Raw genomic sequence first — 13,371 nt, 5'->3', positions numbered from 1 at the left:
TTGATTACTCATATCAGTCCATTAGGATCTATGGATCTACTCTCTCAACTTGAAGTTGATATGCTAAAACGCACGGCCAGTAGCGATTTGTACCAATTATTTAGGAATTGCTCTTTAGCCGTTTTGCATTCAGGCAGCTTAACTGATAGCAGTAAAGAACTATTAGAAAAAAGTAAAGATTTTGATATCAATGTATTACGTCGCGAACGTGGTGTTAAGCTTGAACTTATCGAGCCCCCAGAGAAAGCCTTTGTTGATGGTAAAATCATCCGCACCTTACAAGCAAACCTGTTTGCCGTATTACGTGACATTTTATTCGTTCATGCGCAGATTACACATGCCAAAGAACAATTTAATCTAGACCTCGAAAACGGCACGCATATCACCAATATGATTTTCTCTATCTTGCGTAATGCTCGTGCCCTACACATTGATGAAGACCCAAGTATGATTGTTTGCTGGGGAGGCCACTCAATTAATGAAATTGAATACCAATATGGCCGTAAGGTTGGTAACGAGCTTGGCTTGCGTGAACTCAATATCTGTACTGGTTGTGGCCCGGGAGCGATGGAAGCACCAATGAAAGGTGCCGCTGTTGGCCATGCACAACAACAATACAAAAATAGCCGTTTTATTGGCTTAACTGAACCTTCAATTATCGCAGCTGAGCCGCCAAATCCATTAGTGAACGAACTCATCATTATGCCTGATATCGAAAAACGTTTAGAAGCATTCGTTCGATTAGGTCATGGGATTATTATCTTCCCTGGTGGTGTTGGTACCGCTGAAGAGTTGCTTTATTTACTTGGTATCTTGATGGACCCGGCCAACAGTGAACAAGTTCTACCGCTGATTTTAACGGGTCCAAAAGAAAGTGCAGAATACTTTGAAGTTTTAGATGATTTTATTCGCCACACTTTAGGTGATGAAGCCAGTAAGCATTACCAAATTATTATTGATGATGCTCAGGAAGTCGCTCGTGTAATGAAACGTAGCATGCCACAAGTTAAAGAAAATCGTCGTAGCACCGGTGACGCCTATAGCTTTAACTGGTCAATTAAAATTGCTCACGATTTACAGCATCCATTCGAACCAACGCATGAAAATATGGCATCACTAAACCTCCATCCAGGAGAAGCACCTGAAAAGCTAGCTTCAGATTTACGCCGCGCTTTCTCCGGTATTGTGGCTGGTAACGTGAAAGAATTTGGAATGAAAGCCATCGAAGAGCATGGACCATTCAAAATTCACGGCGATAGTGAGCTAATGAAGCGTATGGATGTGCTATTACAAGGCTTCGTTGAACAACATCGTATGAAATTACCTGGCGGCACTGCATACGAACCTTGCTATGAAATCGTGAAATAAATAAATGATGGCGTATTTATGATCCATTTATTAATTATTGATGCATTAAACTTAATACGCCGTATCCACGCGGTACAAGGAAGCCCGTGTGGAGAAACTTGTTTATCTGCAATATCACAGTTGATCGCCCATACTAATGCCACACACATTGTTGCGGTGTTCGATGAAGAAGGGCGCCATCAAAGCTGGCGCCATGAAAAACTGCCCGATTACAAAGCAGGTCGGCAACCTATGCCTGAAGATTTGCATACTGAACTCCCCGTATTGGTAGCCTTATTTAAAGAGAAAGGGATTCACTGCTGGCAGTCTGAAGGAGATGAAGCCGATGATTTAGCCGCTACCTTAGCAACACGTATTGCAGGTTCGGGGCACACTGTTACCATCGTATCCACAGATAAAGGTTACTGCCAACTACTAGCCCCTAACTTAAGAATTCGCGATTATTTTCAAAAGCGCTGGCTTGATATCCCTTTCATCGAAAAGGAATTTGGCGTTTCTCCTGAGCAGCTCCCTGATTATTGGGGACTTGCCGGGATCAGTAGCAGTAAAGTTCCTGGTGTTGCGGGCATTGGCCCCAAAAGTGCGACAATACTCTTGCAGCAATACCACTCAATTGAAAATATATTTGCCAATTTAGATAACATTGAAGAGAAATGGCAAAAAAAGTTAATCAACCAGCAGGAGATTGCATTGATTTGCCGAGATATTGCGACTTTAAGAACCGATATTGTGCTCCAAGGAAATTTAAATCAGCTACGTTTTACTACCAATTAGTAGAAACACAAAGGCCACTTCATTAGTGGCCTTTTTATTGACTGAATTTATGAATTAATAATACTCACGTGCCATCGGATTCGCCGACCATACCCTCATCACATGTACAGTCACTTCTTCTCGGTCATGATAAAGCTGCTTCGCTTGAATCAACACATTAACACCTTGTTCTTTAAGCTGTATTTTCATCTTTTCTAAGATATGTGAAACTTCTTCATAGCGCTTTTTCATCGGCAATTTTAAGTTAAAAATGGCCTCTCGGCACCAACCTTGAGCAAGCCAATCCGTCATTAACGCAGCAACTTTAGCTGGTTTTTCGACCATATCACAAACTAACCAAGTGATGTTGTGGGAAGTAGGCTTAAATTTAAAACCATCTTCACGGTGATGTTTAACTTGCCCTGTATCCATAAGGCTTTCAGCCATTGGGCCGTTATCTACAGCATCAACCATCATACTGCGTTTTACCAATTGATAAGTCCATCCCCCTGGACATGCTCCAAGATCTACAGCTTTCATTCCACTTGCTAGACGCTCCTCCCATTCTTCATAAGGAATAAAGACATGGAAAGCTTCCTCTAGTTTTAAGGTTGAACGGCTCGGGGCATCTGATGGGAATTTTAACCTTGGGATCCCCATATAGAAATTTGAACTGTTATTAGTATATGAATACCCGGTATAGCAGCAACCTGGGGCAATAAAGAATACATGAATAACTGGCCGCTTAAAGTTCTCTAGTGGTAATAAGATTTTTTCTTTACGTAATGCATTACGCAAAGGTACCGTAAACTTGCGGCAAAACTTCAGTAATTCTTTCGATTCATTGGTATCAGCAACTTCGACACGAAGGTCTCCTGCTCGTACAACTTGCTGGCTCAATGCATTTACAATCGGAGTAATACGGTCTTCAGGCGGCAAATCCTTGAGTAAATCCCCTATTACAATCATTTGGCGAGCAAAAATTAATTCTCGAAAAGGTAACGTTCGTGCAAGCGTATCCGCATCTTCTGCTTGGTAGCACTCAAAAATAACATAACCACTATTTTCTTTTACGCGGGCAAAACCATAAATTTCTTTTTGCCCAGCTTTATCTGTAATCTCTGCTGCACATTCTTTTTCAAAGCCTGGACGGCAATATAGTGCAATTTTATTACTCATTGCGTGACGCCGATTTCCTTAGACGCATAGCGCCAATAACCACTAACAGCCAACCAATTAGGAAACATACACCACCTATTGGCGTAAAATAAGAAAAGTATTTTACCTGCAATAGTGCCATACAATAAAGGCTACCGCTAAAAAGAAGTATCCCAACAGAGAAAAACACACCTGACCAGTAGAACCACAGAATAATTTTACGTAATAGAATTGCCCCGAGCACCATCAATGCAACAGTATGCAACATTTGATAACGTAGCCCGATTTCAATCCAGTCCATTTGGTGGACACTCATAATTGACGATAACGCATGTGAACCAATAGCCCCAAAAGCAACGGTAAAGAAGCCACTAATTCCAGCGAAAATTAACATCAAACGACTATTCACAGTAACACCTTTTATTTAAATACTTGATTACTGAATAAGCGCCACATCTTGGTCACCCGTAATAAAGCCTAATTTCTCTTGTTCACTTGCCGCCTGCCCAAGAATCCATTGGCGAAATGCAGCTATTTTGCCTAAATCAGCCTGATTTTCTTGGCAAACTAAGTAGAATGCATTTTTACTCACTAATACCTCACTAAAGGGACAAACTAAGCGCCCTGCATCAATTTCATTTTTAGCCATCACATTATTCGTTAGTGCAATCCCTTGACCATGGACTGCGGCTTGAATAACCATAGCGCTATGACTAAAAATAGGACCTTGCTGTACATTAACTACATTTTGTAACTCTAGTTGCTTAACATATGCTTGCCAGTCTCTTCGTGAAGAATCGTGAAGCAACGTATGTTTTGCTAAATCCTCAGGATTTTTTAGTTGGCGATCCCCAGTTAATAAAGATGGTGAACATACTGGCATTAAATATTCAGCATAAAGCCTGTCTGTTCTTAGCCCAGGCCAATTACCTTTGCCGTAGAAAATAGCGACATCAACGTCATCTGCCAATTTATCTTCTTCTCTATCTACAGCTTGGATCCGCACATCAATTCCGGGATAGGCTTGATTAAAACCAGAAAGCCTTGGTACCAGCCACTGAATCGCAAAACTTGGGGATAAACTCACCGTTAATGCCCCTTTTGCACTTCTAGCTTGTAATTTACGTGTTGCCTCGTTTAAAGAAGAAAAAATCTCTTTAATATCAAGATAATAACTTTGACCTTCTTCTGTCAATAGCAATGAACGATTGCGTCGACGAAACAATTTCAACCCAAGGAAATCCTCCAAACTTTTCATTTGGTGGCTAACGGCCGCTTGAGTTACAAATAATTCTTCTGCTGCCTTAGTAAAACTTAAATGACGAGCTGCAGCATCAAAGACTCTCAGAGCATTTAGGGGCGGTAATCTTTTAGACATAATCACTTCTACTTGGCATCTTGTTATGCATTAGTTTTTTTCATCCGAAGCATTATAATTTGTCCCTTGAGGATACGCTAGTAAATACCTATAGTATGCACACTTCCTAAGCCGGAACGAAAAGTTACAGAGTTTAGTTACTTTGAAACTTTTGGCTTTGTGGTTGTGATGTTGTGTTTGCAAGTTGTCTGGTTGAACCAGACCTTTGTAGCTTTAGCTACTGTTTTTTCACTTCCTGTACATTTACCCTGTCTGTCCATAGTGATTTTATATAGTGCACCGCCAACGCGCGGTGCTTTTTTTTACTCTTTTTTAATGTTTTAATGGTATTTACTTAAACAATTTAACTTAACAAATACAGATATCTATAGATAATTACTAGTGTACCGAAAAAACTATCAGTAAGATATTTAAGATAAATCTTGAAAATTATTTACTAAGTGCTAAAAAAAATAACTTTATAAGTTAAAGGCATTGCATTGTAATGCAAAACACTGAATCATCTTGAAACCACATCGAGAATAATGCTAACAATTAATACCAAACGTAACAAAATATTTCAATAATTAGATTAAAAAATGATGCGTTTAAATTAATCAGAAATAACCATAAATGTACGAATAAATGTACAATCCATTAATACAACGCTCAGTAATATCAAATCACATTGAAATTTTGACTAAAAAGAAAATACTCATGGATCATTTCAGCGCCGCCACATTTCGTCTCGCTTTTCCAGCGATAGACTCGTCAACACTATTTTTTGATAGTGCAGCCACAGCATTAAAGCCCATTGCCATGATCAATGCATCAAATGACTATTATCGCTTGTCAGGCAGTTCGGTATATCGCGGGCAATCACCTGAATCATTAAAATTAACCCGTGACTATGAACTAGGTCGAATTCGTGCGGCGAAATATATTCATGCTTCAAATGAAAAAAATATTATTTGGACTCGTGGAACAACAGAGTCAATTAATTTAATTACACAAGGTTATTTTCGCTCAAGATTACAGCCTAACGATGAAATTATTGTCAGCGAAATAGAACATCATTCAAACTTATTACCTTGGATTATGCTTTCACAGCAAACTGGCGCCAAAATTATAAAATGGCCGGTTGAAAAAAACCTGACGTTGAACCTTGATGTTCTCAAATCTAAATTATCGGAAAAAACGAAAGTCATCGCTATCACACAAATGTCTAATGTAACTGGCTATCAGCCAGATATACAGATGGTGACTCAACTCGCTCACCAAGTAGGAGCGCTAGTCGTTGTTGATGGAGCACAAGGTGTCGTTCATAGACCTATAAATGTCAGTGAGCTGAATATCGATTTCTATGTATTTTCAGCACATAAGTTATATGGACCGACTGGGCTTGGGGTTTGCTACGCCAAAACAGAACTTTTAGAGCAAATGACTCCTTGGCATGGTGGAGGCAAAATGTTGACTCACGTCACATTTGATAATTTCACTCTTGCCCCTATTCCCCAACGATTCGAAGCAGGAACACCAAATATTGCCGGGGTAATTGCCTTTTCGGCTACTTTAGAGTGGCTGGAAGAAATAAATTTAACACTAGCAGAAACATATACTTGCTCGTTAATCGAATATGCAGCTAAAAAGCTGTCGGCGCTACCCGGCTTTATTAGCTATAGTGTACCTCATTCTCCTTTGCTATCATTTAACTTTAAAGATGTTCACCATAGCGATCTGGGAGCCCTCTTGACCGAGCAAAATATTGCATTACGCTATGGTCAACATTGCACCCAACCATTAATGGTTGCATTAAATATAAGTGGCTGCTTGCGCATCTCAATGATGCCTTACAATAACCAGCAAGATGTCGATAAATTTATCGATGCAGTCACTGTTTCACTTTCTATACTCAATGAATAAATCAATAAAGGAAGCCTAATGACTTCGACTAACCATGAACTTGCTCCGCACCCATTCGGTACAGAGATTAAAATTCAAGAAATAGTTGAACAGTTTTCCACACATAAAGCATGGGAAGATAAATATCGTTTATTAATTCAATTTGCGAGAAAGTTGCCTGCATTGTCTGATGATGAAAAGCTGCAAACTCAAGAAGTTAAAGGCTGTGAAAACCGTGTTTGGATTGGTGCACTACTCAATGATGATGAAACATTTCATTTTTATGGGGATAGTGAAGGCCGAGTAGTGAAAGGGTTATTTGCCATTTTGTTAGCAGCAGTAGAGCAAAAAACAGCGAAAGAGATTATGGAGATTGATTTCAATCACTTATTATCCCAAACAGGCTTACCTGGGCAGCTCAGCGAATCGCGCCAAAATGGTATTCAATCACTCATTACTGCAATTCAAAATATTGCTAATGAAATGACGCCCGCGTAATTCATTGGATGAGGCTATCTATCGCAATAGCCTCATTCACTTTACTGCTTTTCCATTTCCCGTTGTGATTTTGCTATCATCTTTTTAAGTGCATGTGAAACAGCAATAAACCCAAAGCTAGCCGTAACCATAGTAACCGCGCCAAAGCCTGAAGCGCAGTCCATTCGCTTTGAACCATCCGCAGTACTTTTTGCCGCACACACAGTGCCGTCGCTTTGTGGATAAACAAGCTGTTCGGTAGAAAAAACACAATCAATCCCAAGCTTTCCTTTTCCATTTTTAACAACGTTAAAATCGGACTTTAAGCGTTCTCGCAACTTAGCCGCTAACGGGTCTTGAACTGTTTTAGCCAAGTCCACTACTTGAATTTTTGTTGGGTCGACTTGCCCACCAGCACCACCTGTGGTGATAACGGGTATTTTAAAGCGCCTACAATACGCTAACAGGGCAGCTTTAGGCCTTACACTATCAATCGCATCAATAACATAATCAAACCCCGCATCAAGGTAATGAGCGACATTATCAACCGTAATAAAATCATCAATAACATTCACTACACATTCGGGATTAATTTCTAAAATACGATTTTTCATCACATCAACTTTTGGCTGCCCAACGGTCGATTTGATGGCATGTAATTGCCGATTAGTATTAGTCACACAGATATCATCCATATCAATCAATGTGATATGCCCAATACCTGAACGAGCAAGAGCCTCAGCGGCCCACACACCTACCCCACCAATACCAATGACACAAACGTGGGAACGTGCAAAAAGATGAAGAGCATGTTGCCCATATAAACGCCCGATCCCAGCAAAACGCTGCATCCAAGCATCAGAAAGCTTAGCTTGCATAATAACGAACAACCTCAGTTAAACCTGTAACTACAGTGAACCAAATAGCGGCTGGCTTTTTTTCAGCACCCAAACTCGCCCGTAATGGTTATAAAAACCGGCCATTTTTCCAGCTTCATGGCCTATACCGTGGTAAATATCAAAATGATGCCCTTTAATCGCCCCACCGACATCCAAGGCTATCATCATACGCATTTCATACTGCCCCGTAAATTTCCCGTTATTATCTAATACAGGGATTTCTGCGAGCAAGGCTGTACCCGGTGGAATAAGGGTTTTATCTGATGCAACAGATGCTTTAGCGATTAAAGGAACCGCGCTAGCTCCTCTGACAGGGACAAATGATTGCGGTTTAAAAAATACAAATGACGGATTTTCTTCTAAAAGCTGACGAACTTCTTGCTCGCTATGCTGATTAGTCCAGTCATGAATAGCTTGTAATGACATTTGGCTCAGAGGAACTTCACCACGATCCACCAGTACTTTTCCAATACTTTTGTATGCGTGACCATTTTTACCTGCATAACCAAAGAAATTCAGTGGGCTACCATCCCCAAAATCAACATAGCCACTTCCTTGAACTTCCATCATAAAATTTTCAACTGGCGAATTGCTATAAGCTAAAATTAAATTGTCACTCAGGGCGCCGTTATAAATCGCTGCTCGACTAGGTAAACGAGTTTTTCCTTTTGGTGGCATGCCGTACAACGGATAACGAAATTCCCCTTGAACCATACGGCGGGCCTCAATCACAGGTGTGTAATACCCTGTAAATTGTACGTTTCCATAATTATCGGCGCCTTCCATTTGGAAGGCGGTTAAATTGAAATTAGCCAATTGAGCCGGATTTCCTCCCGCCATCAACCAATTCTCTATAGCATGGTAGGTGTCGTTATTATTTTTAAACAACCGCGGTGATGCATTTTTAATTTCATTAACTTGTTGATTAAAATCTGGCGCATTTATAGGTCGCCCATTTACATTCACCTGATTTACTTTCTGTAAATCCTGAACTAAGCGACCATCTTTATATTGTTGGCCTTTATCCGTTGGATGGGTTTGGCATCCAGCCAATAAAGAAAGAAATACGCTGGTTACTAACCATTTTTTTACTGTATGTTTATTGACGATTTTTGTTAGCCCTATATTCATGCTCTACCACCCAGATAAATCCAACAATCCAATATGAAGCGCACAATAGCAAACCCAATTAGGGAATGAAACGTGTAAATATATTTAGAGGGGTTATTTTCCTTTCCCTACTCATCAAAGTGTAAAAAACAGCCAGACAGAACATATTTTGTTCTGTAAATGCTAAATTTTGTAAAAAAAACACGAAAAAACTTGCATCAGATCTCATCCCGAGTATAGTGCCCGCATCGGACGCGGGGTGGAGCAGCATGGTAGCTCGTCGGGCTCATAACCCGAAGGTCGTTGGTTCAAATCCAGCCCCCGCAACCAATTACTGATTAAATCAGTAAAGTAACAAAAAATCTGCAGTATAAAGTCGTAAAAATTCAGTCGCGGGATGGAGCAGCTTGGTAGCTCGTCGGGCTCATAACCCGAAGGTCGTTGGTTCAAATCCAGCTCCCGCAACCAATTTTTTACCTCTTCAGTCGCGGGGTGGAGCAGCATGGTAGCTCGTCGGGCTCATAACCCGAAGGTCGTTGGTTCAAATCCAGCCCCCGCAACCAATTCTTTTGAATATCCTTTCTGATTCAATTCTCTTTGTAGTACCACTATAAAATCATCTATTTTTAGCTATCAATAAAAATAAAAAAGGCGACTCACACGTGTGCTCATCACCTTTTTCTTGTCTTAAATCAATTAGTTACGAATTGCCAATGTCCCACCATTGCGGAAATAGGCTTTTACCCCTTCAAAAATGGATTCTGCCATTTGTTGTTGGAATTTAGATGTTTTTAATTTCCGTTCTTCTTCTAAATTACTAATAAAAGCCGTTTCGACTAGAATCGATGGGATCTCAGGTGCTTTCAGTACCGCGAATCCAGCTTGGTCAACTCTATTTTTATGTAGTTTATTAACCTTCCCCATCCGCTTTAACACTTCATCACCAAATTTCAAACTGTCATTAATCGTTGCGGTTTGCACGAGATCAAACATCGTATGGTCGAGATACACATCACCACTTTTACTCACACCACCCACTAAGTCCGCTTCATTCTGTGTTTGTGCAAGGTAGCGAGCCGTATTACTAGTAGCCCCTTTCGTCGATAGTGCGAAAACAGAAGAACCACGAGCTGAACGATTAGTAAATGCATCCGCATGAATTGAAACGAATAAATCTGCCTGCATTTTACGCGCTTTCGCCACTCGGACTTTTAATGGAATAAAGACATCTTCATTGCGTGTCATATAAGAGCGCATTTTAGGGTCTTTATCTATCAACGCTTTTAAGCGACGAGCAATCTGTAAAACGACATCTTTTTCACGCGTTTTATATTTACCTATCGCACCAGGGTCTTCACCACCATGTCCTGGATCGATCATAATAATAATTGGTCGATCCGTTCCCGCTTTTCCAGGCTTCTTCGCTTGAGCAGGCATACTTTCTTCAAGATCACCTTTATTGTAATCCTCAAGTAATGCCAATAGTGGGTCATCATTGGTATCAACGCCTTTGCCTGGATAAAAATCCAGAACCAAGCGGTGTTTAAATTCTGCGACAGGCGCCATCGAAAAGAATTGAGGACTGACTTTATTTTTAACCTCAAACACCAAGCGAACCGTTTTTGGATCAAATTGCCCAACTCTAACTAGTTTTAGATAGGGGTCACGTGTTTGAATTTGAGTTCCCATATCTTTCAACACATTATTTAACTGCACCCCTTCAAGGTCGACCACAATACGTTCAGGGTTATTAAGCACAAACTGACGGTATTTCAATGGCGTGCTAGATTCCAATGTAACTCGAGTATAGCTCGATGCTGGCCAAATACGTACAGCCACCACGCTGCTACTCGCAGAAAAACCGAATGGGCTAATGCTCAGTAACATAACTGCAGCTGCGCCTTGAATAAAACGACGTTTAGATGGGTTGTGATCTTGGTGACTCATCAATAATTCCGAACCTAGAACTGAGAAATAAAGTGATTTTAGGATAATTGCTAATAATTAGACTTGAAACACGCACTCTAACTAATCATTTGCACTCTGTCATTAAGAATATATCAAAGCATCTATAGAGTTACAGTAATGAGTATAACTTAATCATACTAAGAGAAAATATTTGTGAGTGACTTTCTGTGTCAATTTTATGCAATTTAGATTTCGTAGAGTATATCTAGTTAAGTTTAGAGATATGTAAATGTAAAAAATAAAAATGTTACTTTTTTTATCCTATCTTTTACTTGATATTTTCCACCAAAAAGAATAAAAATACATTATTAACGAATAAAAATTCAATTAAGAGGGTTGATATGAAAGAGCGCAGCACCGAGTTGGTTGATGAGTTTCGCCATTCGGTCCCTTATATAAACGCCCACCGCGGCAAAACATTTATTATTATGCTTGGTGGTGAAGCGATTGCGCATGAAAATTTTCCCAGTATTGTCAACGACATAGGGTTATTACATAGTTTAGGCATCCGAATTATTGTCGTTTATGGTGCAAGACCTCAAATCGAAGATATCTTAGCTGAGCATCAATATGAGGCGGTTTATCATAAACATACTCGCGTAACCGATGCGAATACACTTGAATATGTAAAACAAGCTTCTGGAGCTTTACAATTAGATATTACGGCTCGGTTATCTATGAGCTTAGGAAATACCCCGCTTCAAGGTGCGCATATTAATGTGGTTAGTGGCAATTTCGTTATTGCTCAACCTCTCGGGGTCGATGATGGCATTGATTATTGCCACAGCGGAAGGATCCGTCGCATTAATGAAGAAGCTATTAATAATCAGTTAGATAATGGATCTATAGTGTTAATTGGGCCAGTTGCCGTCTCAGTCACAGGGGAAAGTTTTAACTTGACCTCTGAAGAAATTGCTACCCAATTGGCAGTAAAAATGAAAGCAGAAAAGCTGATTGGCTTTTGCTCCTCTCAAGGTGTTGCAGATAAAGACGGTAATATTTTGTCTGAATTATTCCCAAATGAAGCAGAAAACCGCATTCAAGAGCTGGAATCTGAAGGTGATTTCTATTCCGGAACCGTGCGTTTCCTACGCGGAGCAGCAAAAGCTTGCCGTCGAGGCGTCCGCCGTAGCCACCTATTGAGCTATCAAGAAAATGGTTCTTTAATTCAAGAGTTGTTCTCACGTGATGGTATTGGTACACAAATCGTGATGGAAAGTGCGGAACAAATTCGCCGTGCAAACATTAATGATATTGGTGGAATATTAGAGCTTATTCGCCCATTAGAGCAGCAAGGGATTTTAGTTAGACGTTCACGTGAACAGTTAGAAATGGAAATTGATAAATTTACCATTATTGAACGTGATAACTTAGTCATCGCTTGTGCTGCGCTTTATCCTTACCCAGAAGAAAAATTAGGTGAAATGGCATGTGTCGCTGTTCATCCTGATTACCGAAGTTCATCTAGAGGAGAGGAGTTACTGCACCGTATTGCCGTACAAGCGAAACAATTTGGCTTAGATAAACTATTTGTTCTGACAACTCGTAGCATCCATTGGTTTCAAGAGCGTGGTTTTACCCCCGCGGAGATTGAGATGTTACCAATGAAAAAACAGGCTTTATATAACTACCAGCGCCGTTCTAAAATATTGATTTTAGATTTAAAAAGCCAACCGGATAAATAAACATTAGAGTCGTCAAATAATGACTGTTTAGTCACTTGCTTTAACCCCAAACTATACAAGGATGCATAGTTGGGGTTGTGGCTTTAAAACCAAGGAATAGCCACTAAGCTATCTGAATAACTCTGGCTTTCTCGCACAAAGGAATGGAGTCTATATGTGGTTGTATTGCAGCTTTCATCTCAGCGAAAGAAGTACCATAAAAATAAAATGCAGTTTCTGTCGGACCATCCCAAACTCCGTGAATACTCCCGATGTCTTCCACTGCTTCATCTAGAATATCGAACACTTCATTGATATCCCCATTCTCATAAACCTCATCTGCGAGCTCTGTCCCGTTGAAATAAATAGCCATACCTTCATCTGAGCCAAAATCAATTCGTACATCTTCGCCGTGAATAAATAAACGAGAACCTTTTGGAGCTAACATTGAAGAAAAAAGTTGAATAATTAAACTGATATTTTCGTCACTAGCCTCTTCAAGTGCTATTTCTATATCGCATTCCTGTGCTTCACCATTATCACCTAATAATGTTCCACCACCTGTGACATGGATATTTTTACCCATGCTTTTCATGACTTCATTAAATGCGTCTTCTAAATCGCCACGCCTAATTGGTTCAAGCCTTGCATTTAATGTTACTGTAATTGCCGTCATTGCTTGCTGGTTATCCATCTCATTACCTTTACTTTAGGG

General features: G+C 40.1%; 12 protein-coding genes and 3 tRNA genes. 8 read left to right on the top strand and 7 right to left on the bottom strand.

The features are described 5' to 3' along the window. The gene (gene ppnN / locus PSF09_RS13380) at positions 1–1,368 is read left to right on the top strand and encodes a nucleotide 5'-monophosphate nucleosidase PpnN (RefSeq protein WP_210836169.1); all 1,368 of its coding nucleotides are present in this window, start codon (positions 1–3) and stop codon (positions 1,366–1,368) included. 18 nt (positions 1,369–1,386) lie between these two features. After that, entirely contained in the window at positions 1,387–2,142 is a 756-nt protein-coding gene (gene xni / locus PSF09_RS13375; RefSeq protein ID WP_210836168.1) for a flap endonuclease Xni, read from the top strand. 54 nt (positions 2,143–2,196) lie between these two features. Here the strand turns inward: xni and rlmM are convergent, their stop codons facing one another. The 3 genes from rlmM to PSF09_RS13360 are packed head-to-tail and all read right to left on the bottom strand — an operon-like array spanning position 2,197 to position 4,657. Beyond that, the gene (rlmM, locus tag PSF09_RS13370) at positions 2,197–3,300 is read right to left on the bottom strand and encodes a 23S rRNA (cytidine(2498)-2'-O)-methyltransferase RlmM (RefSeq protein WP_004908722.1); all 1,104 of its coding nucleotides are present in this window, start codon (positions 3,298–3,300) and stop codon (positions 2,197–2,199) included. After that, positions 3,293–3,688 (bottom strand): DUF423 domain-containing protein, encoded by a 396-nt coding sequence (locus PSF09_RS13365; protein ID WP_004908716.1) that lies wholly within the window; start codon positions 3,686–3,688, stop codon positions 3,293–3,295. The genes rlmM and PSF09_RS13365 overlap by 8 nt, the downstream gene beginning before the upstream one ends. A gap of 27 nt (positions 3,689–3,715) precedes the next feature. Next, positions 3,716–4,657: a transcriptional regulator GcvA gene (locus PSF09_RS13360; protein ID WP_004908711.1), complete on the bottom strand. Its 942-nt coding sequence runs from the start codon at positions 4,655–4,657 to the stop codon at positions 3,716–3,718. 696 nt (positions 4,658–5,353) lie between these two features. Between PSF09_RS13360 and csdA the strand changes: the two genes are divergently transcribed. Then, positions 5,354–6,559 carry a cysteine desulfurase CsdA gene (gene csdA / locus PSF09_RS13355; RefSeq protein WP_272664256.1) on the top strand — a complete coding sequence of 402 codons (1,206 nt, stop codon included), beginning with the start codon at positions 5,354–5,356 and terminating at the stop codon, positions 6,557–6,559. Positions 6,560–6,577: 18 nt separating this feature from the next. After that, entirely contained in the window at positions 6,578–7,036 is a 459-nt protein-coding gene (csdE, locus tag PSF09_RS13350; RefSeq protein ID WP_272664257.1) for a cysteine desulfurase sulfur acceptor subunit CsdE, read from the top strand. 41 nt (positions 7,037–7,077) lie between these two features. Here the strand turns inward: csdE and tcdA are convergent, their stop codons facing one another. Then, positions 7,078–7,893 (bottom strand): tRNA cyclic N6-threonylcarbamoyladenosine(37) synthase TcdA, encoded by an 816-nt coding sequence (gene tcdA, locus PSF09_RS13345; protein WP_272664258.1) that lies wholly within the window; start codon positions 7,891–7,893, stop codon positions 7,078–7,080. 30 nt (positions 7,894–7,923) lie between these two features. Further along, positions 7,924–9,045, bottom strand: a complete 1,122-nt coding sequence (gene mltA, locus PSF09_RS13340) for a murein transglycosylase A (protein WP_210835339.1) — start codon at positions 9,043–9,045, stop codon at positions 7,924–7,926. 232 nt (positions 9,046–9,277) lie between these two features. Between mltA and PSF09_RS13335 the strand changes: the two genes are divergently transcribed. The 3 genes from PSF09_RS13335 to PSF09_RS13325 all read left to right on the top strand — a co-directional run bounded on the left by PSF09_RS13335 (position 9,278) and on the right by PSF09_RS13325 (position 9,587). Further along, positions 9,278–9,354: transfer RNA gene (locus PSF09_RS13335), tRNA-Met, on the top strand. Between the two features lie 61 nt (positions 9,355–9,415). Then, positions 9,416–9,492 (top strand) — tRNA-Met (locus PSF09_RS13330). A gap of 18 nt (positions 9,493–9,510) precedes the next feature. Beyond that, positions 9,511–9,587, top strand: a tRNA-Met gene (locus PSF09_RS13325). Between the two features lie 133 nt (positions 9,588–9,720). On the opposite strand, the gene amiC is transcribed toward PSF09_RS13325, so the two are convergent. Next, entirely contained in the window at positions 9,721–10,971 is a 1,251-nt protein-coding gene (gene amiC / locus PSF09_RS13320; RefSeq protein WP_272684001.1) for an N-acetylmuramoyl-L-alanine amidase AmiC, read from the bottom strand. A gap of 362 nt (positions 10,972–11,333) precedes the next feature. Between amiC and argA the strand changes: the two genes are divergently transcribed. Beyond that, positions 11,334–12,677, top strand: coding sequence for an amino-acid N-acetyltransferase (gene argA / locus PSF09_RS13315; protein WP_210835340.1), 1,344 nt, complete (start codon positions 11,334–11,336; stop codon positions 12,675–12,677). 103 nt (positions 12,678–12,780) lie between these two features. Here the strand turns inward: argA and PSF09_RS13310 are convergent, their stop codons facing one another. After that, entirely contained in the window at positions 12,781–13,350 is a 570-nt protein-coding gene (locus tag PSF09_RS13310) for a hypothetical protein (protein WP_210835342.1), read from the bottom strand. Positions 13,351–13,371: the final 21 nt, after the last annotated feature.

This window comes from Providencia sp. PROV141 (assembly GCF_028481645.1).
In the GTDB taxonomy this organism is placed as follows: domain Bacteria; phylum Pseudomonadota; class Gammaproteobacteria; order Enterobacterales; family Enterobacteriaceae; genus Providencia; species Providencia rettgeri.
This window is presented reverse-complemented; position numbering and strand designations above follow the sequence as displayed.

Coding starts and splice junctions, on each gene's coding strand:
- amiC (WP_272684001.1), bottom strand. CDS start 10,971: ATGAGTCACCAAGATCACAACCCATCTAAACGTCGTTTTATTCAAGGC.
- PSF09_RS13310 (WP_210835342.1), bottom strand. CDS start 13,350: ATGGATAACCAGCAAGCAATGACGGCAATTACAGTAACATTAAATGCA.
- tcdA (WP_272664258.1), bottom strand. CDS start 7,893: ATGCAAGCTAAGCTTTCTGATGCTTGGATGCAGCGTTTTGCTGGGATC.
- rlmM (WP_004908722.1), bottom strand. CDS start 3,300: ATGAGTAATAAAATTGCACTATATTGCCGTCCAGGCTTTGAAAAAGAA.
- PSF09_RS13360 (WP_004908711.1), bottom strand. CDS start 4,657: ATGTCTAAAAGATTACCGCCCCTAAATGCTCTGAGAGTCTTTGATGCT.
- argA (WP_210835340.1), top strand. CDS start 11,334: ATGAAAGAGCGCAGCACCGAGTTGGTTGATGAGTTTCGCCATTCGGTC.
- csdE (WP_272664257.1), top strand. CDS start 6,578: ATGACTTCGACTAACCATGAACTTGCTCCGCACCCATTCGGTACAGAG.
- mltA (WP_210835339.1), bottom strand. CDS start 9,045: ATGAATATAGGGCTAACAAAAATCGTCAATAAACATACAGTAAAAAAA.
- csdA (WP_272664256.1), top strand. CDS start 5,354: ATGGATCATTTCAGCGCCGCCACATTTCGTCTCGCTTTTCCAGCGATA.
- xni (WP_210836168.1), top strand. CDS start 1,387: ATGATCCATTTATTAATTATTGATGCATTAAACTTAATACGCCGTATC.